This is a genomic window from Verrucomicrobiota bacterium (genome assembly GCA_038744685.1).
GTDB lineage: Bacteria > Verrucomicrobiota > Verrucomicrobiia > Opitutales > Puniceicoccaceae > Puniceicoccus.
The window spans coordinates 47442-72771 of the sequence record JBCDMB010000013.1 but is presented as its reverse complement, the minus strand read 5'-3'; the positions used below and the strand labels follow the sequence as shown (position 1 = coordinate 72771).

Below are 25330 nucleotides of genomic sequence, written 5' to 3'. Positions count from 1 at the left end.
GGATGGAATCTAATTCTCTGAAATAGTGTAGAATGCAGATTCAGCTGCCGGATCGAGTGGAGCGCTCACGGTCCAGTTTGAGTTCTCAGACCACTGAAACGTCACACCGTTGAGGGGGCTCCACGGTTCGCTCAAATTGCTGGAGTGCCAAAGGCGCGGGGTTGCGGTTGAGGGGAAGTCTGCCTGCAGCTCGATCCATCCATTCTGAAGCTGAGCGACCTCTGTCTTGTGCAGCCCGCTACCGGCTGGGTTTCTTGCCAATGACGGTTCATTTGTCTGAACACCTGAGGCACTGGAAATGTCGGTAAAGTCGATGGTTCGTCTTTCAGACCCGATGGTGATCTCAATGGTATCCGTATCGACCCATTCAGTATGGGGGATGATATCCCCATTCTCGTAAGGATACATGAGGATTTTATAGCTTGGTTCGACCGATGTGCTGCGGACGATTAGGCGTTGCCGGTACACGTCAGGATTGGGCGTGTAGGGCTGTCCGTTGAAGGTGCCGTTGTATTCAATCTCCTCAATGACGGCAGGGGCGGTAGTAAGACCTTGTGCCTCTAGCACGCGGACGAGAAGGCGACGGTTTCCGGTTGATGCGGGCTCCTTCAAAATGATGTCGTTGCGATAGTTTGCAGGGTTCAGGTCGACTACGGTGGTGTCGATGGACAGATCGTTGGCAATCTGCGCAACCCACTCGTAATCATTTACGGACGAGTCTTTCTTGAGATCATCGACGATAAGCAGGTAAGGACGCGGGCCCTTATTCATGATGAGCGACCGCTTCACCTTTTCGACCGTGTTGTAGCGCCGTTTGATCATGCGCTCGGTTGCGGGGTAATCTGCTTCCCAAGCGGCGTAGTCATGAAACGGTGTCGTGTATTCGATACCTGTTCCAGGAGTAAACCGGAAGTCGTTCCAGGTCTCGGTAACCTTCTCCCAGCCATCTGTGCCGATTCTTGGATTGTCTCCTGTGCCGGGAGACCAGTCCCACTCCCAGTTGTAGGCGTAAGTCGCGTCGCCGGAGACTTTGGCCATGTAACTGTCCGAGCTGAAGTGGGTAATCGTGGATGGTTGGCGTGCCTTCACTCCATCCTTAGGGTTGAGCCGGATGCCTTCGCCGTTGATCAGCGGGCAACTGTGGAAATAGGTCCGGTGGAACAATACGTCGCCGTAGGTCGTGCGGACCCAGATACGACCGAGGGAGGACAGGTTGAAGCTGTTCCGATCTGCATCAGTGTGCCCGCCCATGTCCTGGCGGCAGTGGAAGTGAACAACCATTCCATCGCTTTCACCGCTACTGCGGAGGATAGCGAGACCGCGCTCGGAGAGGAAGTCCTGATCGTTTTTCCAATGGTTGGAAGGGCTGTAGTCGGATGCGAAGACGACGGCAGGGATCATGTATTGGAGATAAAAGTCGTCTGGCCGGAACTGTTGATAAACGTACCCGACGGAGTCGGTGCCGTAGGCTGTCCGAATGTAGTTCCTCCAGACGGAGTCTACTTCGTGGCTGTCCGGATAGGCCCACTTGAGGCCGATCGCGTCGAGGGCGTTGAACTTGTACTGGCCTTTCTCGGAATCCCGACCGCTGCCACTCCAGCCGTCGTAGCCAGTGAAGCCTTCGCCAAACGGTTGTGTGATGGCGGGCAGAAAACGGTGTCCGAAGGCGCGAACGTTCGGGTGCCCTAGAACGCTGAAACCACGGCGGGCATGGGCGACGGAGTAGGCCGTCATCATGTAGTTTTTCCCGATACCTTCGTAGCCGGCACCGTCTGGATACCAACCGTAGTTGATGAAGTTGTGGAATTGGCGCATCCAATACCGGGTGAGTCCGGGCTTGTAACCCTCTTCCCATTCGATGGCGAGGTTGGGAATGATCTCAAAGTTATCTAGCGTCGTCCAATTCGAGACACCAGAGTAGGCTGCCACCTTGCTGCCGTATCGCGGAAGATCAGGGATCACTCTGACGAGTGCTTGCCGGAAAAGACTGCGCTCGGCCACGGTCATTTCGTTGTAGAGAAAGTCGTAGATGAAACCCATGTGAGGGGCAGCGAAGTAGTGGAAGTCCTGTGAATTGACTTTTGGATCGGTGATGGCGTTCTCGGCCCAGAAGAGTGAAGCTGTTTTAAGGCGCTGAGTGCGCTGCGCGTAGGAGAGGCCGGTATCCGGGTCGAATTCGCCTGACATGAGGAGGCACTCGAAAGCTTCGCAGGCCATTACGCTGGCGGTGAGAGCGCGGAATTTCTTATCGAATGAAGGGTCGTTCCAAATCGAAGGGTCTTCGTTGTAAAGCTTCGCGTAGTCTTCCGAAAAATCGAAAAAACTCAGGTTATTGATCAGGGGGTTGCCAGAGGCATCGCGGGCATAGTCGGCCGACTCATCGTAGGGTCCTCTGCCCAAATTCAACATAATGGTGTAGGCCCTCAATTGTTTGAAGGCGGCTTGTCCACTTGCCGTAGTTGCGATGCGGTCCTTGATGTCCGGTATATCTTCCGGGTTGAAAAGGATGCGTGGATGAACCCCGCCAGCGGGGGCATGTCTCAGAGGGCGAACCCCGGTGTAGTCATTGACGTAGGTTTTGTCGCCAATGCCTAGGTTTTGAGAGCTGTCGAACGCCTCCCAGCCATAGTCGAACCCCCCGGCCTGTTTGGGAAACTCCCGCTGGTTCCAAGCTGGACTGTTTGCGCCAGTCGAATCGGCTTGAGGGGCACCTCCGAGCTGCACTTTGTCGAGTTCGCCTGCGCTCCATAGTATATCGAGAGTAGTTGGGGCAGCCGGGAGAGAGACTACACTGTTGGGAGACTCGAATCGTGCGCTTGCATTTGTGACGGTCCAAGTATCTCCGTCTGACTCAACGGCACTCGTGTTCGTGAGATGATAAATACCCGTGATTTTGTTGGAGAGGATGCCGGTGATCAGCTGACTGACGGTATTGGAAGCACCGCCGTTCTGGTAGGTTACGGTGTATTCGAAGTCGTAGCTATCTGAAGTGCTAGCGACCAGCGTGAGCGTGTAGGTCGCTTGGATCGTATTTCCGTCCGTGAACTGGAGGGCGGCGTTCGATGCCCAGTTTGACGTGACCGGTCCGAAGTTATTTCCGTAGCTGAAGGGGTTACCGTTCGTGTTCCGGGAAAAGCGCCCGCTTTCTGAGGAAGCGCCAAAACCCGAGTGAAAGTGAAGTGAAGATGTGGCGCCTAGGTCGAATCCAACTCGAAGACCATGTGTGACCGAGGTAGTGTTTTGGATGCCATTGTAGGTGCACTGGTAGACGATTTGGTCTCCAATATTGAGGAGGGTTACATCGACCGAAGTTAGAATGCCGACGTCTGTTCGGGAGGTTGGATTTCCATAGGTGACCGTTCCGCCATTTGTGCTGAGGTTTGAGACGGTTGAGTCTGGATCACTGCCTATTCGGGAAAAGGCCCCGAGGTTGATCGGGCTTGGTGGTGATGGATTTGCAGGTGCGCTCTGCCAGGTCCAACCTGTGGTTGGATTGACTTGGACGGTTTGCCATGTTCCGCCGTTTATTCGGTAATCGTAACTGAAAGGGGTGCTGAGTGAGCTTCTGCTTCGCGTCAGAAGACTGAAGGCTGCCTTTGCTTCTGGGGTAAAGGAAAAGCGAAGAAACTCGTTGTTTGTGGCGGCCTTTGTGACATAAAGATGACCGGCTGCTTCGATATCTCCACTAATCGAGTAGGACTGGTCGTCGAATTCCGAACGTTCCGCTTCGAGACCAATGCTTTGCGCTTGGGCCGACGGATTGAGAACGAAAAGGGATAGAGGAAGAAGGCCAATGATCCTCATGATTTTTCGCGGGGTTTGTGAGATCAAAAATGGAAGCCTTTTCGTCGGATATCGCTTTCGGCACTTTGTAGGCAAGGGCCCTACGCTTTGGCATTTGGGGAATGGGATTGGCTAATGCTATTCTGTCATTTTCGCGAAGGCCTCAGTATTTTCATCGATCTCCTTCCGCAGTTCTCTCACTTCTTTCCGCATTCTCGGCATTGAGATCAGCTCTCCTGGTTTGGCGTAGATTTGCTCGATTAGTCCATCCGTAAGTCCGTATTCTGCCTGAAGTAGGTCGATCTGCTGGTCAAGAGAGGCTTTGATTGATGAGAACTCAGGGTTATTGGCCAGGTTATTGATCTCTTGAGGATCGTTGTTTAAATCAAAAAGCTGCTGGATCGTCGGTGAATCCTGTTTGTAGTAGTTGATCAGTTTCCAGTCTGCTGTTCGGACCCCCCAGACGGAACGCTCTTGATCATAATGGGCATAGTAGCGGTAGTAGAAACTATCCCTCCAATCTTCCGGGGTGGCTCCTGCCAGCAACTCTCGTGCACTGACTCCTTGCATGACTTCAGGGATCTCTATCCCAGCGTAGTCGAGAAAGGTCGGTGCAAAGTCGATATTGAGGAGAAAGTTGTCGGATTCGCTCTGGGCGGGAATCTCTGCCGGAAAGCGAATGAGAAATGGAATGTGAATACTCTGCTCCTGCATGAGCTGCTTATCAATTTGCCCATGTTCCCCTTGGAGCATGCCATTGTCGGAAGTGTAAACGATGATCGTGTTATCGACCAAGTCGTTCTCTTCCAGATAGTCCAGAATTCGCCCCACATTGTCGTCGACGGCTGCAATGCAACGAAGGTAATCCTTCATGAACCTTTGGTAGTTCCACTTCTTTTGCTCTGCTTCGGTCAGACCTTTCGGCATTTCCTCGACCCAGCGGTCAATTTTGAAAAACTCGTGGGCTTTTTCCACGTCTGCAGTGAAGCGGTAGGCCTCGGGGCCGTCGTATGTGTTGTTGAATGTGTCAGGGTAGGGTAGGTCCTCGGTGTATCGATCCTGGTATCTAGGATGGGGTTCCCAGTTGTAGTGCGGGGATTTAAAGTGACAAAGCAGGAGAAAAGGCTCTTCGGGATTTCTCTCCTCCAGCCATTCGAGGCTCTTATCGGTGATGATGTCGGTCGAGTAGCCTTCCGTTTGTTCCCAGACAGGTCCGATACTCGTTTTAGTGATGAACTCGGGATCAAAGTAATCTCCCTGTCCCTCGAGGACGCTGTAGTAGTCAAATCCCATGGGGATACTATGTAGATGCCATTTGCCAATGACTGCTGTTTGGTAACCTTCCGCGTCCATGAGATTTACAAAAGTAGGCTGAGTCCCGTCAAAAAAGTTACCGCCAATATCGACCTGGAGGTTTATGTGCGGATACGTTCCGGTAAGCATGCTGGCACGGCTGGGCGCACAAAGGGATGCGGTAACGAAACAATGATTGAATCGCATCCCACCTTCGGCGATTCGGTCAATGTTGGGCGTTTCATTGATTTCGCTTCCATAAGCACTTACTGCCCCAAGACCATGGTCGTCCGTCATTATGAAGATCAGGTTTGGGCGATCATCGGCCGCAAAGAGAACGCCGTAGCTGGCGAGCATCGTAAAGAGAAGGACACTGTTTCTCATAACTGTAGTTGTTTACTTGAAGAGAATTTTTCCGCGCACTGAGGATTGGGTTAGGGTTCTTAGGTTTTCGGCTAATTCGCCTGTCCAGGCCATGGATAATCGTTTGTTCCGGCTTCTTCCGGAATCGGAGGGCGAGGCGCACTTTCGTGCCATGCCATTAGTTCCTTCGACAAGGATTCGACCAACTGAGGGTGGTCCTCTGCAACATTGTTTAGTTCTGTCGGATCGTTGGGAATGTTGTATAGCTCGACTCGGCTTCCGTCTGGGTTCTTCAACAGTTTCCAGTCTCCCTTCCGAATCGCCATCATCGGGCTTTTGTGCAGAATATGGCCGTAGGGTAGTTCGTAGTGGTACTCCCACATGAGAGGAGTTTGCCGCTCCAGGGGTTTGGCTAGAAGAGCATCTAACATGTTTTCTCCGTCTGGGGCGAATTCGCCCTCGGGAACTTTTGCCCCAGCAACCGCGGCTAAAGTCGGCAATAAGTCAACGGCACTCATAACGGTGTCATTATCGACACTGCCGCCTTCAATTTGAGCAGGCCACTTCACGATAAAAGGAACCCGAACACCCCCTTCGTAGAGGCTGCGTTTTCTCCCGCGGAATGGTCCCGATGATCCAATGCCTTCGTGGGCAGCACCGTTGTGGGCTAACATGACGTCTTCCGGACCGTTGTCACTGGACAATATCACGATGGTATTCTCTGCGATGCCCATTTCTTCAAGCCCGTCCATGAGACGACCGATTTGCACATCGAAATCATTGATTGTGCTGTAGTAAACCACCTTGGCTCCTAGATGAGGGTTCCCCTCAATTCGCGGGGCGAACTTCATGAAGGGTTCCATTTGCTCTGGAGTGGGATTGAGAGTCGTGTGGGGTATTAGCGTCCAAGCACTCACGTAGCACGGCTTGTCTTTATTGTCTTGGAGAAATTTCAGCGTTTCGTCGATGATCACTTCTGTGGTCTCTGCGCGAAAATAGGGGTTACCTGCGAACTGGATTGGAAGCTGAGGGCCGGAAGCGAGGTAGCCGTAAGCCTTGTCGAAGCCATACTCGGTTGGCTCCGGTGCACCTTCGCCCGAAGGGAGACACAAGTGCCATTTGCCGAAGTGGGCGGTCGCGTAACCAGCATCTTTCAGCTGAGTCGCAAGGGTTGGAACTGCTGGATCCAACCAATTTGGCATACTTCGCTGCTCGTTCTCGTCTGCCCCACCAAAGTGGCCATGGACTCCGTGTTTTGCTGGAAAATGCCCGGTCAAGAAAGCGACACGGCTTGGAGAACACACTCCGGAACTCACGTAAAATTGGGTGAAGAGTTTCCCATCTTCGGCGAGTTTATCAATGTTCGGAGTATCGATCTCTGGATGTCCATAAACACTGAAGTCACCCCAGCCCATGTCATCTGCCATGATGAAGATAATGTTGGGCCTCGTGTCCAGTTCTTCGGAGGTTTCGGCGAAGACGGTCAATGCCGCTACCGAAAGCGAGGCGGTGAAAAACGAAAGGTTGCGCATAATTGATATAGTCATGATTTTTTCTTTGAACTTTTGGTTTAGATTTTTAGCTCGGGACTAGCGGTATTCTGATCGAAACGGTTTTGCATCGAAGTTATGCAGATAGGCACTCGGTTCCGGCGTTTGCGGTAGAGAGGCTTTCCACTCTAAGAGTTGTTCCTCCATCGATTGGACCCGTGCTCGGTTCTCATTGGCGACGTTTTTGAGTTCCTCTGGATCTTGAGGGATATTGTAAAGTTCCACTTGCGACCCGTCAGGATTCATTAGCATTTTCCAGTCGCCATCGCGCATTGCTAGTTGGGGCGCGGCGTAGGAGTCGGGTCCCCTGACATCGAACTGCCACTCCCAAAAGATCGGTTTCGTCCGCTGGCGCGAGGAACCTTTCAGAATATCACTTACATTCTCGCCGTCGACATCCGCTCCATTGAGCGGAACTCCTGTGATCGCACATACCGTGGGAAACCAATCGACTGCAGCAACGATCGAAGTGTCATTCACCACGCCCGCAGGTATGGTGCCCGGCCAATAGGCGATCGCAGAGGTGCGAACTCCTCCTTCGTAGCTGCTGCGTTTGCGAGCTCTTAACTCTCCGGTCGAGCCTACACCCGCCCGGGTCGTTCCCTGAAAATTGTCTTCGGGTCCATTATCGCTGGTGAAGAAAATGAAGGTGTTTTCTTCAATACCCATCTCCTTGATTCCATCCAGAAGATGACCCACGGCATCATCAAGACCGGTAACGGCGGCGCAATAGATCTGCATCCGCTCTTTCAACTCGTCGGGAGGAATAGTCTCAAGGTATTCACGCATGTGATACGGAAAATCGGAAGGGTCGGGATCAATTTCCTCATAGACCGCCAGTTGTTCCGGAGTCGGGTTTAACGTAGCGTGGGGGATCAGCGTCCACGCGTTTACATACACGGGCTTGTCGGGATTGGCTTCCAAGAAGGCAAGGGTTTCGTCGATAATCTTTTGGGAGGATTTCGCTCGGTAGTGTTCATCCCCTCCTCGAATGAAATGGTGCTCCCTCGTGACATCGCTGAAATAGGTGTGGTAGGTCTTAAAATCATCAAAACCGTAGAACGATGGGTTGGGAATCTCGTTGTTGTGATTCTTGGGAGCACTGGACAAGTGCCATTTGCCATAGTGAGCGGTTGCATACCCATTTTGCTGGAGCGCGTGTGATACTTGCTCTAAATCGGGTTCGAGAAAGACCGGCATTCTACCCTGTTCAATCAATCTGCGGCCGAAGGCTGAGTGGATACATTGACGAGCAGGGAATTGACCCGTTTGAAAAGCTGCCCTCGAGGGAGAGCAAACCGATGAAGCGACGTAGAAGTCCGTAAAGATCGTTCCCTCTTCTGCCATCCTGTCTAGATTTGGCGTCTTGAGGTAAGGGTGATCAAATACACCCAAGTCTCCCGCACCAAGGTCGTCCGTGAGAATCAGTATAATATTGGGTCTTGATGTCGCCGCATGAGCAGGGGGTCCTATTGAGAAAACCACTGCTGCGACGATAGAGATCAATCTTGGAAAATGATTTGATAGCTTCACTGTGACAAGGAAGGGGAGGGTTTCGGTCGGTTTGTATTCCTAAGAAAGCGCATAGTTCAAAAAAGCGTAGGGATTTTACTCAGCCACGGTAATGAAACCAGGGGGTCCGACGAGTCCGGCTCGTCCCTCGTGATCGGTCACCCGGACCGTGATGACATTTTTCTCGCCGAAGTGAATGGCGGTGGCGGGAATTCGATATTTACGGATTTCAAATGCAGTGTGAAATTCGACTTCTTCGTAAGGCTTTTTGCCCACTTGTTCACCGTTGACCCAAACAGTGTCTTCATCGCGGATTATGCCGAGATTCATGTAAAGGTTCCGCCCTTCCCATTTATTGGGAATGGTTACCGTTCGTCGGAAGGTGCCTGTCTTTCCCTGTGTGTTGTTACCCAATGGCCACCTACCGGGGACGATCGTTTTTTGCCACTCGGAATCGTCATAATTGGTCTCCCGCCAGAGTGTGTCGTCTCCTTCATGAAACTGCCAGGTTCCGATCATGGGAATAGCGGGAAACGCGAAGACAGCGGTATCGGATTCTGGTTTCTCTCGTCCGATCGCCACCGTGTTGACGCTCGATTCTGTTCCGGTGAGTAACAAATGCTTCGCTCCGTAGTGATTTTGATCGCGGTGTTCGAAAAGAACGTTAGCGGATTCGCCGGGTGGGATTTTTACACGACTAACGGAGCCCTGTCGGGAGCCGTTGAGAAACACGCGGGCGTTCACGACCTGGACCTCATCCGTAAAGTTGTGGACATCTCCGTGAGCGAAAACCGCGATTCCCTCAACTCGGTGCTCTAAACGCACGGAAGGCTTGTCGAAGCCCAGGCCCTTGAGCCTAACCGCGAACACCCATGCCCGAATGCCGGGTAGGTCGGATGGAGGAATAATGGTCAAGCCTTCGGGTCCCGTGCTCCACTCGACCTCTGCTCCGCCATTGAGAAGTCGTACACTTTCTACCTGTAGACCACCTAGTTTGGATTCTGTCATCTCCCGGAGCAAAATGGGACCTTCGGGCCGCTGGAGAGAGATCGCATAGACATTGTTGGCTTTGCGGGTGTAGCGGATGGCCTCACCGTCCTTGTAGGCCAAAAACGGTCTGGTTCCGTAGATGGCATCTCCATTGGCTTTGAGCCACGCACCGATTTGGTGGAGGACCTCTCGTTGGTCATTGGGAATGGTTCCGTCCGCTTTCGGTCCAATGTTCAGGAGGAGGGTTCCGTTCTTGCTGACGATGTCGATAAAGTCGTGGAGCAGTAGATCGACACTTTTCAATGGCGCTCCTTCAACATAACCCCAGGTATCTTCAAACACGGTGGTATCGGTCATCCACAGGACGGGCCAGAGGCGATCCAGTTTGCCGCGTTCGACATCCAGCAAGCCAACTCCCTTCGGAAGATCATCTCCCTTGTAGATAATGCACACCTGTTTTCCCCAAGCGTCCGCCTGGTTGTAATAGTAAGCGGCAAACTCCTTCTGGTAGGGCTCGAACACCGGATTGCGGAGTCCCCAACCAAAGTCGAACCAAATGAGATCGGGCTTATACTTGTCGACGAGTTCGTAGAGGCGATTTAGCCAGTCGGTGAGCCATTCGGGGTCGGGTTCTTTCCCGTACTGAGGCCAGTAGAAATCTGCGTACTTGGGATCTGTGGTATCGAATGCTGGTTTGTAGGTGTAGAAATTCCAGCCGCGGGCTCGATGGTTGGAGACACCGAAGCGAAGTCCGGCTTTCCGAGTTGCCTTTGCCAGATCTCCGACAATGTCCCGCTTTGGCCCCATTTCGACCGAATTCCACCGGGTTAAGTCGCTGTCCCAAAGAGCAAAGTGATCATGATGCTCAGCATTGGGGACGATAAACCGGGCCCCGGACTCCTTGAGAAAGGCAACCCACTCATCGGGATCCCATTGGTCTGCGGTGAACAGAGGAATGAAGTCTTTGTATCCGAACTCCGACTGATCTCCCCATTCGTTTCGATGGTGTTCGAAAACCGGATGTCCCTCCATATACATCAGTCGTGCATACCATTCGTCGTGGAAGGCCGGAACGCTGTTGGGCATCCAGTGAATAAAGATGCCAAATTTATCATCGGCGAGCCACTCGGGAATCTGGTGGGTGGCGATGGATTGCCAATCGGGTCGGTATGTGGGCTCACGGCCTTGCAGCCCTTGCAGAATAACCGTCACAACGAAAATCGACATTAATTGGAGACGGACCATGCCTTACGAAGGGTTCAATTATCGTGTTGGGTCGAGACGTGTCATCTCGAAGCGAGTCAAGCCTTCTTCGTCTTCAGCCAATCGAAACTCATCGACTTGATCCTCCCATTGAATGGTGAGGACGCTTCCGTCTTTCGACAATTCGGTTTCCGGGAGTGGATCGCCATGGTAGTAAGGATACATGAGAACCTTGTATTCCGGTTCTACGGACCGACTGGGAATGACCAGTCTCTTGCCAAGCCCCATTTCACGACCGGAGTATTGAAAGGTATCGTCGTGTTTCACAAAATTAAGGGTCTCGACGGATAGAGTATTCTGACGCGACGGGATGTCGGGCTGGTTCGCTTGTAGAACCCGGATCAAGAGCATTGGTTCGCCTTTCTCAGGAAGTGGCCTGCCACTGATGTTGTGTGGCAGGTGGACCCTGTGGGAGTTGTCCCTACGATCAGTAATGGGCCCGAGGATCACCTCGTCTACTCCCATTTCATACGGTTCTACCTGATTTGGGATCCGCATAAACCATTGGTAAAACTGTTCCGCGTCATCTTTTTGAATATCATCGAAGATGAGTAGGTAAGGGTGTTCTCCTCTAACGAGACCGACAGTCCGAAACGCTTTTTTGACCGGATTGTGTGGTGCTCGAACCACCCAGGAATCTTCGGCACCCCACATCCGAGGATTGCCAGCCAGATATCCCTCATAATACTCTTGGACGACCGGTAACGGATCACGTTCCCACAGGTCGAGGGGGAAACGGCTCAATAGACGGTCGCGCGGTTCTCGGATCCACTCTAGCCAAGGCTCGTCTTCAAGCTGTTTGTCGGATGTTAGGAAAGCGGTCTTTTGCCATTGCCAATCGTAACAGTATTTCGTGTCCATGACTGCGAAAGTGGCCTCCTCTGAATCGATCACTTCGACCCACTCTCCAGGAGGAGCAAAGGCCCCTTGTCCGCGACCGTTGATCGTAATTTGGTTGAGATATTGCGGTTCAGTCATCCGCATTGAACTGACTGCCCAAGCCTGTCCGTGGGAGGTAAAGTAAAATGCGCCGCGATCAGGGTGGTCGTGAGAAGCGAATGTGGTGTCGTCTCGACACACTACTTGGAGATAAGTATCCTCTTCGTCCCAACCGGTGCGCGTGAATAGGATGCCTCTTTCTTCGTCAAAGAGAGTGTCTGCCAGTCCTAGAGAGGAGGCTTTGATCGTTCCGAAATCACCGTTAGGATTTGGAGGGCAGAGTAGTTGAAGAAGACGGTTGTCCATCCGTCCTGCGAGTCTTGGCTTCTCGAGGTTTTGTTCAACGAAGGCTATTCTCTTGTCTTCGGGAAAAAAGAAACAGGCGACACTGACCAGCGACGGATTCGGTGGAAATGTCCCCAAGTCGCCGCTACTCTGCCATTCGGCTCCGTAGGGCTGCATCGTGTAGATTCCCCAAGTGTCGAACATGCGCCGCCACCGCTCTAAGGTGAAGAGATTTTCCCCCCGGTTCGCCATGGCCAACATCAGTATCGCCGTGTGAGACATGCCCGCAGTATGGTATCCAATCGCTTCTGTTCCGACGCCGTTGGCAGAGTTTCCCCAAAGAATATAATTTTTTGCCACGTCGCATCCGCGCTCGTAGATTCGGGGATCGTACCCTGGCTCCCCTTCGATGGAAAGTGCCAGCAACGGAAAATAGAGACCCATCCCGATGAAGTTCCAGTTGACCCAGTGTGCCGGTAGGTCCATCCCGAGTCCATAGCGTCCACTAACCGCGGTCGCGATGAGCTTCCGGGTTACATCCGCTTGCTCGGAAGTCATGTAAGGTTGAGCAAAGTCATAAAGGAATCCGATGGTGGCACTGTCTCCCATGACTCTGCGAACCGACAGCCAGTAGTTTTCGCTCCCCGGGCTTCTGGCTGCCTTTTCGACAAGAGGTTGGAGAAACCTCGCCAAAGTAGCGGTTGCTCCTGCCACCTCTGCTCCACTTTCGCTGTCTTCGTCGATCAAGTTGAGAAAGGCCTTGTCCATGAGGGCTGCTGCAAAAGGATCTCCGCCGCTTCCGGGTGGTCCTTCTTTTCTTGGGTTGCGAGGGTCCTTCCATACCTCGTTGACCTTATCCAAGTCACTGCTGGCCATCGCGGCAAATAGCTCGCTGCCCCATCCATCGGGTCCCGATAAGTTTCGCTCCGTCCGCGCTCTCAGTTGTTCCAACATCTCAGCCGCATACTGGTTGTTGAGGAATTGCTTTCTGATTCGTGGTAAGTCTTCGGGACCAAAAAGCACTCTTGGGTGTATTCCCGGAGAAGGGACTGAGTAGAGTCGACTGTAGTCGAAACCTTCGATTTTGTGAGTCACTTGACGCGCCGGAGAAGGCTCTCTGCCGGGAAATTCACCATTCAAGATTTGCTCGGCGGAGAAACGGGGCGAAGAGGGTTGCAGGTCTGTTGCCATTAAAGAACTGCTGACAACTAGGAGGGGAAGAACTAGAAGGTAAAACTGTTTCATTGGGGTTGTTGAAGGCGAATCCCGCGGCCTTTTGTATTCGCTCTTAAGAAAACTAAAGGACTTAAGCTTCCGACCCTCACCAACCTCTTGAAGCACACTGAGTGAAACAACTACCTCTTTGCGCAAAACGACTCGTGAAACCGAAAAAGGTGAGAATAATTGGGTTTTTATGTTTCATTTCGTATCAAGTATTGACATAGTAATCGACTGCTGGACGATGCGGATCATGACTACGGCACGGTTACCCCTAACGTCGTGCTGCGCGCAATTATTTAGCCGGGCAGCTCCGTTTCTTAGAGTCGCAGTTCTCTCTGTGTTTTTATGTAGTGATATTTTAAATACGTTATCCTTACGAGGAGAAGAGGCGAGGCAATTGTCTCCTCTACCACCGGTTGGAGAGCATCCGAGGGTGTTTTTTACAGCAGATGATTTGCCAGAGATTCGTAGCCGGTTGGATTCTAACAGCGACTTCAGCCGGGCATTCTGGCCGATCATGCAGCGGGTGAATTCCGAAATGATCCGCAACTATGGGGGTTTTGCTGAGGCTGATTTCTCGAACCCCACCGTGGAAGAGCTCGAGAAATACATCAAACCGGACGAAGCACGTAACGTTCGCTGGGGAATGGCTTCCCTTTACGCGGTTCTCTTCGATGACAAATACCTGAAAGAGGTCATGATCGGGACAATTGTGAACCATGCGAAATTGTTGATCGCCTCCAGAGAAATGAATGCCGGAGGTGACGTCCGGGGCGGGACCGGACTTAAACTGAACGAACGTTTCAATATCTGGGAAACGGACGAATTTGACGTTCAAGTCAGTTGGACGATTGGAGCTGCAGGTTTCGCTCTTAGCTACGACGTTTTGTATAACGATATGACGGAGGAGCAGCGGGAGATCGTGAGTGAGGCTATTGCGGTTTCGACACAAGGACGTCGTGCCTATGGAATGGATATGCCGTTAGGGTTTGCCGGGAGTAATCATTACGGTTATCACGGTGACCTCGCGGTGCTCCTCGCAGCGATCGAAGGGGAGCCGGGATTCGACGAGGAAACTTTCGAGAACATTAGCCAAGTCTTGCGGGATTACTGGGACGTGTCCTTCACCGAAGCCGGAGCGTGCCACGAAGATGGCTACGGACCTGACTTGGGATTGCGCGCTGGAGGCCGGGGATTCATGGTGCTCGCTCGTCGCGGCTATAATATTTTTGAGACTAAAAAGTTTCGGAATTTCATCGACTACATGGTCCGTGAGTATGAACCGCAGCCCGGCGGTAAATTCATGGGAGGTGCTTCCGGAGGGCCCTATGCAGAGCTGTATCCGACTTCGACGCTGATCGCCCGCTACATGTATCCGGATTCTCCCGCCGCCAATTATATTTACCGCTACCTCATCGGAGATGATTTTGAGCGTCGGTTCCGTTGGCAGGGTTGGTTGGATTGGATGATCTACGGGGACCAATGGGAGGGACCAGAAAGCCGTGAGGAAGTGCTGGAAGAGTCTGGTTTATCTCTAACGGTTTTTTACCCCGAACGGGGCAAGCAGGTCTTTCGGAGCGACTGGTCGGAAGACGCCCTCCAGTTCACCTTGGATGCGCGATCCGATGCCTTTTTGATCGGCCACGATCGGGTGGATCGGGGGAATATTACGATGAGTGCGCTCGGTCGTAACTGGGCCTTTGCGGGTGACTTCCGTCTCTTTTCGTCGAGTAAGATGCACTCGCTGGTTCACATTGATGGAAAGGCTCAGCCTTACAAAGCACCTTCGGTTCGTTTTCTTTGCCAGAGTGACGATGAGAACGGTTCCATCGCCGTAGCCGACCTCAAGTATGCCTACGACTGGGAGTGGACGCCGCCCTGGCCAACGGTGAACGATTCGCGCTATCTTTCCTGGGAAAAGGAGATGGCTGGACCTGCCGATCTCGGTTGGCCAGTCGACTACCTTCCTGCTTGGGCACCCGATCATCTTTACGGCAGTGAAACAGGCTACTCCCACACGAACGGTTTGCGCAAACGTCCCTACAATGAGGTGGAAAAAGCGATTCGCGGGACCGTAGCCGCCCGAGGAGAAAACCCTTTTGTGGTGGTGTTTGATGATATCCAGAAAGACCGAAAAGAACGAACTTATGAATGGTATCTGCAACTGCCGACCGATCTGGAGATCAAGAAACAGGTCGGTCGGGATTTGATTCTGGGAGAGATCGGCGTCGAACCGGCCCCGGGTGAGCCTTGTTTACTCGTGCGGGTCTTACGGGCGGATGACACGTCCGGTGAGACTCCCGAGGTCATCGATTTCCGAATCGAAGATTATACCGCTCATCGTGACGCGACGGGCAAAAGACTGATCATTCCTGTGGAATCAACGGCTCCTCATTTTCGAATACTGCTGTTCCCTTTTCGGGTAGGAGATTTGGTGCCACGGACCACCGTGTCAGAGGAAGAAATCCTAGCTGTTTGGCCGGATCAGGAATCCCTCATCCGTTTCCGCGAGGATGATGAGAAAGGGTTGTTGGTCAGGATCGATTAATTCTGTCATCCAGGTCGGGCGTTGATCTGATCCACTGCAGACGGCGCTTTGCAAGCAAAGGCCCTACAGGAGAAAGGCACTACGGCGTTTTCTGTGAATTGTAGGGCTCGCGCTTGCGCGATGCCGCGTGGGATTCTGATCGAATTTCTCTTGATCGCCTACCGCATCAACTCGTCAAAATTGTACTGACCCGGCACCAGATCATCAGGATCGGGGTTTTGGATCAGGACCTGGTGGCCGGCTGCAACCAAGCGGGATAGACTTCGACGGTAAAAATGTATGGGTTTTCCTGGCTGTAGGTGTGTAGGTTTTTTTCGTCTTTGGGTAGATTTTGTGGATGTTCAACATCTGTAAGTCCCTCGGCATCCAGTACTGAGTCAACTAGGATCCTCAACCAAATCAGCTCCGACCATGATCCTGTAGGGTTCTGCCTCTCCTAGATCGGGGCCGTCGACCATAACAATATGGGAGAATGGCTCTACACTGACTTCGTCGACACTGCGGTCGATCTCCTCGCGGCTGGATTCGAGTCCGGTGCCCCGGTAAAGATGGCGGGTTTGGCCTCTCTTTATTTCAAAGACCGGGACCGAAACAGTAGAATCACTGGTGTTCTGAAGGACCATGTATTGAGTCTCGCCTGCTTTGACGGCTAGCATGCGCAGAGGCCCGTCCTCTTTCACGGCGATTTCGGAAGGCTCAGAACTGGTGTGATCAAAGCCCTCGAAAACGAAGTAGAATTGCTCCTGCCCATCGCCTGAATGTTCCAGGAAGACGGATTCGGCTGCGTCATCCGCCCCGTACTGGGTGAGAAAGGTGGGCTCAACAACAACTTCTTCGAAATTATGCTCGACGAGCTGGATTTGCATCCTGCCAAAAATGAAACTGTCTTCACCGTTCTTCTCGAGGTCGTGTCTTTTACCGACCTCTGTCCTGTGCCTGTTGCGGCCATCGTAGAGGCGGATCTCGCCGGAGACTTCTCCACTCGGTTCTTCTTCACTGGCGTCGAGGCTGACAAAGCCGACGAGGCGGTCGGGCAACATTAGGAAGAGTTGGTTGGTCCGGTATTCTGACAAGGTATGTCTCCAGTTGGACTTGGATCCCTTGGGAATGAAATGGCTCGAGAAACTGGCAAAATTAGGACCGACAATATCCGTATTCTGCTCGCGGGTGCTGAGCATGTAATAGTTGAACTCCCGCAGCTTGCCCACCCGGTCTTCCTCCGGCTTCAGAACGCCGATATTCACAGCGGCAATCGCCGCGTTAAGCGGTCGTCCCCTTCGTTCGGAGGGGTCGTCGCTGATCATGGCTCCAACCAGGGTGTCCTTACCGCGACGCAGTTTCCTATCGGGGTCATAGATCCGGCCAGTGCCCGCGAAGGACCAGTCACCGAAACGGCCGCGTGGGCCCTGTATATTGCGGTCATAGAAGACGAACTGATCTTGCCCAGCCGCAGCCTCTACACCGGGACGGTAAATCTCGGCAAACATTGGAGTGTTGACAGAATCGGCCCCTCCGCTGACCTCGGCGATTCGCTGATTCTGCGGGCAGGAGAAGAGCTGCGCAAGAATAGTGGAGCCGGTTTTGGCGACTCCCGGTCCTGAAAAGTAATGCTTGGCGAAAGTATCGGTGAAATACTCCAATTCTCCACTTGGCTCCACATGGGTCGGATAAAACCGACGCAGCTTCTCGAGATTTTCCATCGCACGCGGTTCGCCTGTTAGCCTGTGCATCCACAGGTTACCCACCACGTGAATTCCATGATAGGAGGGACATTCATTCTCGTAGTTGATATAGGGCATCCCGCCGTCCTCGTAAATGGAGAGGTTCAACATTTCGAGGATCGTCAGGGCACCTTCCATCAACTCCTCGTCGTCCAACAGGAGGGACGAAATCGCAAGACCGACCATCCAGTTGTAATTCTTGTTGGGAATGCGGAAGACCTTGGATGAATATACTTCTGGCGTCTGCCTGATGAAGTTGTCGGCCTGTACAACGTGGCTACGCATTGGAATTTCAGTTTTACGTCGCACGCCGGTCAGCCAGCGTTCCTTCTCTGCTGGGAGGAAGTAGTCCGGGACAGTAAGCATCATGTAGAGGAGCGCACTGGCTGTCTCCTTGAAATCCTGTTCGGAGTCGAGGCCACTGCTGGTGCCAAGATCCTTTTCACCCACTATGATCCTCTGCTCACTATCGTTATACCAGAACTCCAGGCTCTGGGAGAGACGACGCATGACGATGGGAAACAACTCTGGATCCAGATAATACTCGCTCTGAGGGTGGCAGAACGCCCACGCCAGTAGATGAAGGGTTTCAGCCTGTCGTGTATAATACCATCCATTATTGAGCCTTGGCGTGAATTGTCCCTTCGGGAATCGCTCGTCCTCCCTCATGGCTTTTTCTACTGACTGGTAAATGCGAGCAAGGGCCGGGTTACGATCAGGGTCGGGTTCCTGCATGGGAATGAGGAGTTCCGCCAGAGTATTTGGATCCGGCTCCGGAAAGTCCTTTCTAGCCAAGGCCGCGATATCCCGGTAGTGCTCTTCAGCATAGTCTTGCATACCCGCCTCTTCATAGGCGGCGGCGTCCTCGATTCCCCAGAGCAGTAGCTGCTTCTTGAGTTTTTGGGCAAGAGTGGTTTCGGGAAGCCTGTCGACAGTCCTTTGAACGTTGCCCATTGAGTTGGATGACAGGGCAGCGATAAGGGCAATGATGATAGGAGTTGTTTTGAACATGGTTGAGTCTAGGAGGTGGAGAGTTCTGTTTTTGCGACAAAATACGGCTTTTCTATCTACAGAAGCATCTCATCGAAATCGTAGAGTCCCGGTTTAAGATCGTCAGGATCGGCACTATAAATGAGCACTTGGTGCGCGTGCGGGGGTAGGGAGAATTCAAATACATCATCCACCTCGACGAAAACAGGAACCACCGGATCTCCTTCGCTCGAGGAGAATAATGCGCTCTCACCCTCGACCCCCCAGGAAGGAAGCTCGGTGAGGAACTCCGTCTCTTGGTCTGTTCGATTGTGGACCATTAGGATCGTTTTGTCTTCCAGCTGAACCGCGAGTCCGGAAACCTCCTCTTCCCTAAATGGGTTCACAACAGATGCCGGTTGGGACCATGCCGGATAGACTTCGATGGTGAAAATATAAGGATTCTCCCGGCTGTATGTGTGCAACTTGTCCTCACCCTCGGTCTGATTCTCGTCCTTAAAAACGATCTCAGTCGCCCACCGCCGATCGTCTCGCAAGATACCGGACTCTTCCATCGAAGTATCGGCATAGTTCTGGGCATGGACTTTGATCCGTAGATCGCCATACGCGTAGGTATCCTCGTCGAGTCGTTCCATGATCTTTTGGTGAGCACGCCCCAGCCCATAGCCGAGGCGTACATGTCCGGATACACCGTATGCCTTCTCTTCAGGGGTCTTTGGATACACTGCAATGCTCCCAATGATTCGGTCGGGGAAGCAGAGCCACTGCTGGTCAGCCGACCAATTGACCGGTGTAATGGCGTGACCGTAGGTCGTTTTCAACATATCGTAGGAGGTGCTCAGACTCCCAAAGTTACGCCCGACGGCGGTCGCGTTTTTCTCCTGATACGAAAGATAGGCACTTCCTTGCCAGTTGGGCTTATCGGTTTCCAAGAGGACTTTTGGGTAAACGGCTTTGAGGGCTGCATTCAATGGGTGTTCCCGGCTCGGTGGATCAGTCACCATGGCACCCATGAAAGACATTTTTCCCGGATCTTCCTCGTAGTCTCTCGTAGACCCGACAAACGAAAAATTCCCGAAACGCCCACGCGGTGACATCAGGTTTCGATCGTAAACGACGAAGTTATCCAGCCGTTCCTCGGCTTCCAATTCCGAACGAAAGTAGGGGGCGGCAATGATGTCTTTGCTCAAATGGTTGTCGCTAGGTGGATTGCCGTAGTCGAGATTTTGCTGGGCAATGGCGCGGTTATAACCGCAGTCGAGAAGCCCGGCAATGACCTCGGCTCCATTCCCGAATGCACCCCCATGCCACTGATACTTCCAGTAGGGTGCAGTCCAGTATTCAGCGACGTTTCCCGGCTCGGTCGAGAGCGGATAGTAGTTCCTGCTTTCGATCAAAAGATCATAGGCGTTCTCATCCCCCGTGAGTTCCCAATGGCGGACGAACTTCTCAATGTTCACCATATGGTAGCCGTAAATCTGGTTTTGCTTTTTGATGTAGCGAACGGCTCCATCGGGTAGGAGAGCTTTTTTTTGAAGAGCAATGACTCGTTTGGCTACATCCGCATGCTTTCCATCTTCCAGGATCATGTTGGCGAACTGGATATTCATGCCTTTGGTGATGTCGTGATTGCAGAAAACTCCGAAACCACTCAAGGACTCGCCGTCCCACCAGCCCCCCATCTTGTCGATGTAAGAAAGCCAGGCGTCTCGTGCTTTTTCGGCGGCCTTTAGCCAAGCTTCTCTCTGCGACGGTAAGACGAAATCCCAAGCACCCTCCTTCAACGTCAGCAACCCGTCCAGAAATGAGTAACAGGCGAAGAAGTCATTGATGGTCATGTCTTTTAACGAAATATCTGTTCGGTTGAAAGCGTCCACGTAGGCGTGGGCTCGTCGCAAAGCTCTCTGGATGACTAATGGATCTGCAAAGTATGGACTTTGAGGATGGAGGGCGGCCCAAGCGTAGTTCCGGATTTCGGCGGCGAAAACCCGACTGTTGTGGCCATCCTTATTCCGTCGGTTTGAGGCGAGAAACTGTTCGGCGCCACGCTCGCCAAGGTAGACTATGCGGTCGGGTCGGCTCAGTTCTTTTTCAAAACGATTGAGTTCAGCGGTGATGTAGGGATTGCCCTCCCATTCCGGAACAGAAGGAAGGATACCCGAGGGCACTTCTGTTAAGGATGCGGGATCGCTCTGGAGTGCTTTCTCAATATCTGCGAGGAGTTCCCGAGACCGTATCGCGTCTCCTTCCTGAGAAAGCTTTGTTGCATTTTCGAGAGCGAGTTCAAGGACTGCCTTTTGAAGCTTTTCGTTCACTGTCGTTTCTGGAAGGTCGGCAACGGCAGAGACGAGTGCCGTGCTAGAGATTTCAGGGCTTTCCCAATCTGCTTCCAGGCTCGCTTGCGAAGAAATGCAGAGCAGAAGGCAGAGCAGCGTAGACTTACCGGTGACGAAGGGGGTATCTAGTTTCATCATGATTTAAAGTTAAAGACGGGTTTCAATGGGTGTGTTACCAGCCTTCGCTCGCAAAACCCAGCGAGTGGGGCTCAATTCTTCTTCGAGGGATAAGGGAACCTTGTCCTCGCCAGTCAGGATTTCCTCGAGAAACAGATCGAGGAGGTCTTCTCCCGGTGAGGATAGGTCAAGCGTCTGGGGAGTCTTGCCACTGATAGCAAGAGTCCCTATCCGTCCTCCATCGATCGATTCGACAAAACCCTTCGTTCCAAAAATACGGAGGGTTTCGTATCCCCACTGACTCCAACCGGGAGGCTCAGGGCAGCAGTAGTTGGCAACTGAACTTCCTACGGCTCCATTCTCGAAAGTCATGAGCATTGAAACGGCCCGTCGACAGTCGCTGTCTTCGTGTTCGTTTCCCAGAAGGGTTTCCTCAATTTTCAAAGAGCGCACTTTTAAGCGGGCCACATGCTCGGCGAATCTGACATTGTAGATTCCGGCCTGGCAAGTGAGGCCCCCGTCCACGCGTTCGTCCTTCGGGCGCCAGTCCGTCCACGGATAAGACTTTTGGCTGAGAATCTGAACCACCTCACCGATTACACCGGACTGCACGACTTCCCGCATAGCAGCATACGGAGGCGAAAAGGAACTAGCGTTCATTTCGTGGAAACGCATTCCGGTCTTTCGGGCGGTCTCGATGATCTGGTCCAAGATATCTTCGGAGAGGCAACACGGCTTTTCTGCATACACATGCTTTCCCGCGTTTAGGGCGGCGATGATCTGTTCTCCCTGGATGTCCTTGCGTCGTGAGCAAAACGAAATGAGCTGAATACTCTCGTCGTCGAGTATTTCTTGGAGATTTTGGAAGACGCGGGCCGAGGCAAAATGGGGGCCAAACTCTTTCGGATCAAAATCGCAGAGAGCCGCTACTTCACCTTTTGGATGGTCAATTAGTGTGGCTCCGATTTGATGCCCCACTGAACCGTGCAGTCCAACCTTGATTCGGGTCATTGGAACGGTGTAACCGAAGGCGGGATTGGATTCATAGGGATAAGGGAAAATAATGTGGCGCAATCATTCCACTGTTGCTCTTAGAGCGAATTCTCAGCGGTATGTTGTAGTCAGCCTCGCCCCCCACTTTGGGTTGAACAAATACTTCTTTGCGCAAAAAGATGTTCGATTTCGAAATCTATGGACGAGACTTCGGGTATTCGGCTCAGGGTATAACGAATAAAATATTTAGCTTTGTTGTGATTTGCAGGGTTACTGTGCATCAGGCACTTGGGGTTTTAATCGAAATATCTACTATGCACCGAGACCGAGCTCTCTATACCTAAGAGACGGGATTAAGACCCTTTCGGAGAAGCTAGGTTGCAATTGAGCTACAACGCTTTGCGTATTTATGCATGCTATTTCGCTTTATTGTTCTCGCAGCTGGCAATGCATTGGTCCTTCAATGACTGACGTAATCCCGCCCCTCTTAAACTAGGCGATCACTCGTAACCCTACTTACCAAAATCACCCATGATTAAATCTTACCTCTCACTCGTTGGCTTTCTCGGTTTTTCGAGCATAGCATCTAGCCAAGCCGTAGTCCTTTCCAATTGGACTGATTTCAGCACGAACACTGACGCAACGTTTGTTGGTAACGGCAACGATGGATTTGTTCGTGGGATGGCCGTCAACTCGACTGGAAGTGCAGCCACTGGAGCCGAGTCAAGTTTTGACTCTGACGTGACCCTCGGTGTAGGCGAATCGCTTCAATTTGATTTCACGATGACCGACATCGTGATCCAACAGGCCCAAAATAATGTCGGTTTCCGCGTAGGATTCGAAAACATCAGCGCAGATTCTGCCCTTGATGCCACAATCCATTTTGTCTTTTCGTCTGGGGGAGGTGTGATTGGTCGTTTCGGAGGAGCTTCCGGAAGTGCTAACCCTTATTCGCAAGGGACTTTATTTGATAGCACTAATTACACTGGTGCCACCAGCATTGCAACAGGACCTGGGCCTATCGACATTTCTGTATCCCTAACCCTACTAGGGGTAAATGGGAGCGACCCCTCTCTTTTTGACTATGAAGCATCTATTCTATGGGATGGAGTGACCAACGGTCCATCTACAGTGTTCACTCGAAACACTGACACATGGAACAGCGTGTACGTATTGACCAATAACAATGCTGCCTTTGGTCTTGCCGGTGATACTTACACGATCGGAGGAGCGGCAGTCTCTGTGATCCCTGAGCCCTCTAGTGCCCCTCTTGTGATGTCAGCTTTAGCGATGATCGGCGTTCTTGCAGCCATTCGCAGGCGGCGAATGAGCTAAAGACATCAGCAATTCCATTTGTTTTCAAATGAGCACGCGCTACGGCGCGTGCTCGTTTTTACTTTCCTTTGAAGAGAGACCATCGTCGTCTGCCTCTGAAAAAGGTCACCCTACACCTTTGCTCTAGATTGGTGATTGTTCTCAATTGCATGGGCTTTAGTCGAGATTTGAGCCCTGTTAAGTCCATCCCCTGTTCGGTATTTTCGGTTTCTAGAAAACTCAAATTACGATCTTCCGCAGAGGTAGCTTGAATCAGTTTGGAGTCCCGTAATGACTCGAGCTGGTTTCTTAGCTCCCGAAAGATCTACCAGTCATTTTCCCTACGGGTTTGCCGAGAATTTCCATCCCACACTGTCACAAAATGAAAAACCTACTCTTGCTTAGTCTCAGCTGCTTAGTTTCCGCAAATTTGGCTCTGGGCCATCTAGTCTCGCGCTCTGATTGGTCGTTTTTTGGTAGTGATGTGAACGATGCTACATTCGTCGGAAATGGCGTAAATGGTGGCACAATGTCCTTTGTTGCTGATATGGATTTTTCCTCTGCGGCAGGTTCTCAGTCTATCTTTGACACGCCAGTTACTCTCGTCCCCGGCCAAACACTTCAGTTCGACCTAACCGTCAGGGATGTGATTATGGACACAAACAACCCGGTCAACGTAGGATTTCGAATTGGTTTTGAGAGTGATGATCCTGAAACTTTCGACTTTGATGCGACTTTCCACTTTTTGTTCTCTATGGGTGGAGAGGCTGGAACTTGGAACAACTCTTCTCGTTTCGCCGGAAACTCTTTCTTATCTAACCCGTTTGCTATTGGGACTACGTTCGACACGACCCTTCTTACAGGAGCCAACTTTCTAGCTACGGACGAGACAGATCCGGCGGTTATCTCTGTAGGGCTGACGCTTGTTGGTGTAAATGAAGGGGATCCTGACCTCTTCGACTACGAAGCATTCATCAATTGGGATGGGTTTCTTAACACAACCTCCACAACATTTACCCGTAATTCAAATTCTTGGAATAGTGCCTATGTGCTAACAAACACTCCGCTCCTCACAGCAATTGGTAACACCTACACGTTTGACGACTCTGTGATTAGCGTAATTCCTGAGCCATCCAGTGCTGGGCTATTGATGTCCCTTCTTGCGTTTATTGGTGCTACTACCTTCGTCCGCCGACCTGAGAGAGGTCGATGACGATTCGAAAACGAATTTGCCCAAGCAGGCATTCTCTCTGGTTTATGCTCGTTTTTTTGATATCCGCTTCCTTTGCCGTTTCATCCGAGAACTTGGGACGATTTGATCCGGAACGGGACCTTTACCTCGCGCATTTCGATCTGCGGACGGATGTGGATGATGTGCATTCGGTGGCGGCAGTGGCAACTATGCTCGCAGACCCTCGTTTCTCCGACGTTTCCTATCACACGGTCGCAGGGGCTTATGGGTTTCAGGAGGGTCTCTATGTCCCGGCTGACGAACTTTTCGTAGAGGCCTTTGGAGCAAATTGGTCAGATCGTCATGGAGATCCTGAGACGGCTCTGCGAGAGGTAACCGATCTGTCCCGGACTACCCTAGAGTCCGGAGGCAGCGTCTGGATCGCAGAGGGAGGGCAGTCGGACTTTTCGGCCGAGCTCTTTCGGGAGTTGCGGGAGGTTTTACCCAATTTCGATCCAAGAGTTCAGTTCCATGTGGTCCAGCACAGTCGTTGGAACGAGAACACCACGACACCAGCAGATCTCGAGTCGCTCCGGGAGTATGCCAACTACGTGAAGATCCCGGACGGGAATCGGGGTGACAACGGAAGCCCGAACTTCCGCACGGGAGAAGTAGTGGAATGGAAGGAGCAGGTGAAGGATGCCCGTTTGCAGGAAATCTGGGAAATGGCGATCGCGACTGCAAATCGCTTCAATGGTGTGGAGGGGCGATTCCTGAATACCTACGTCGAGAGCGGAGGTCTAGATTTTTCCGATGTGGTGGAAACGGCGTGGATCTTCGGGTTCGACGATCTGGAGGATGTCCACGCGTTCTTTGAGGAGTTTTCTTCTGAAGGGGGAGTAAAGTAGGTGTGAGCGGGCGTGGAAATACGCCACTCCGAT

Annotated in this window: 13 protein-coding genes; 4 read left to right on the top strand and 9 right to left on the bottom strand. The window is 52.2% G+C overall.

Going from position 1 to position 25330, the window contains the following annotated elements:
- Positions 1–9: 9 nt before the first annotated feature.
- From AAGJ81_09305 to AAGJ81_09280, 6 genes are all read right to left on the bottom strand, one after another.
- Positions 10–3804 carry a hypothetical protein gene (locus AAGJ81_09305; protein MEM0966329.1) on the bottom strand — a complete coding sequence of 1265 codons (3795 nt, stop codon included), beginning with the start codon at positions 3802–3804 and terminating at the stop codon, positions 10–12.
- Positions 3805–3921: 117 nt separating this feature from the next.
- Positions 3922–5460, bottom strand: coding sequence for a sulfatase (locus AAGJ81_09300; GenBank protein ID MEM0966328.1), 1539 nt, complete (start codon positions 5458–5460; stop codon positions 3922–3924).
- 71 nt (positions 5461–5531) lie between these two features.
- Positions 5532–6986, bottom strand: a complete 1455-nt coding sequence (locus tag AAGJ81_09295; GenBank protein ID MEM0966327.1) for a sulfatase-like hydrolase/transferase — start codon at positions 6984–6986, stop codon at positions 5532–5534.
- Between the two features lie 42 nt (positions 6987–7028).
- Entirely contained in the window at positions 7029–8495 is a 1467-nt protein-coding gene (locus AAGJ81_09290) for a sulfatase-like hydrolase/transferase (protein ID MEM0966326.1), read from the bottom strand.
- 102 nt (positions 8496–8597) lie between these two features.
- The gene (locus AAGJ81_09285; GenBank protein MEM0966325.1) at positions 8598–10718 is read right to left on the bottom strand and encodes an alpha-L-fucosidase; all 2121 of its coding nucleotides are present in this window, start codon (positions 10716–10718) and stop codon (positions 8598–8600) included.
- A 36-nt stretch (positions 10719–10754) separates the two neighbouring features.
- Positions 10755–13223 carry a hypothetical protein gene (locus AAGJ81_09280; protein ID MEM0966324.1) on the bottom strand — a complete coding sequence of 823 codons (2469 nt, stop codon included), beginning with the start codon at positions 13221–13223 and terminating at the stop codon, positions 10755–10757.
- Between the two features lie 373 nt (positions 13224–13596).
- Between AAGJ81_09280 and AAGJ81_09275 the strand changes: the two genes are divergently transcribed.
- A complete protein-coding gene (locus AAGJ81_09275; GenBank protein MEM0966323.1) occupies positions 13597–15747 on the top strand; it encodes a hypothetical protein in 2151 nt (716 codons plus the stop codon).
- A 377-nt stretch (positions 15748–16124) separates the two neighbouring features.
- Here AAGJ81_09275 and AAGJ81_09270 read toward each other — a convergent pair whose 3' ends face one another.
- The 3 genes from AAGJ81_09270 to AAGJ81_09260 are packed head-to-tail and all read right to left on the bottom strand — an operon-like array spanning position 16125 to position 21985.
- The gene (locus tag AAGJ81_09270) at positions 16125–18479 is read right to left on the bottom strand and encodes a hypothetical protein (GenBank protein MEM0966322.1); all 2355 of its coding nucleotides are present in this window, start codon (positions 18477–18479) and stop codon (positions 16125–16127) included.
- 56 nt (positions 18480–18535) lie between these two features.
- The gene (locus AAGJ81_09265) at positions 18536–20932 is read right to left on the bottom strand and encodes a hypothetical protein (protein ID MEM0966321.1); all 2397 of its coding nucleotides are present in this window, start codon (positions 20930–20932) and stop codon (positions 18536–18538) included.
- Between the two features lie 9 nt (positions 20933–20941).
- Positions 20942–21985 carry a Gfo/Idh/MocA family oxidoreductase gene (locus AAGJ81_09260; GenBank protein ID MEM0966320.1) on the bottom strand — a complete coding sequence of 348 codons (1044 nt, stop codon included), beginning with the start codon at positions 21983–21985 and terminating at the stop codon, positions 20942–20944.
- A 450-nt stretch (positions 21986–22435) separates the two neighbouring features.
- On the opposite strand from AAGJ81_09260, the gene AAGJ81_09255 reads away from it, so the two are divergent.
- The 3 genes from AAGJ81_09255 to AAGJ81_09245 all read left to right on the top strand — a co-directional run bounded on the left by AAGJ81_09255 (position 22436) and on the right by AAGJ81_09245 (position 25297).
- On the top strand, positions 22436–23239 hold the full coding sequence (locus AAGJ81_09255; GenBank protein ID MEM0966319.1) for a PEP-CTERM sorting domain-containing protein: 804 nt from the start codon (positions 22436–22438) through the stop codon (positions 23237–23239).
- A 361-nt stretch (positions 23240–23600) separates the two neighbouring features.
- Positions 23601–24431 carry a hypothetical protein gene (locus tag AAGJ81_09250; GenBank protein MEM0966318.1) on the top strand — a complete coding sequence of 277 codons (831 nt, stop codon included), beginning with the start codon at positions 23601–23603 and terminating at the stop codon, positions 24429–24431.
- On the top strand, positions 24428–25297 hold the full coding sequence (locus tag AAGJ81_09245; GenBank protein MEM0966317.1) for a hypothetical protein: 870 nt from the start codon (positions 24428–24430) through the stop codon (positions 25295–25297). Before AAGJ81_09250 ends, AAGJ81_09245 begins: the two co-directional genes overlap by 4 nt.
- Positions 25298–25330: the final 33 nt, after the last annotated feature.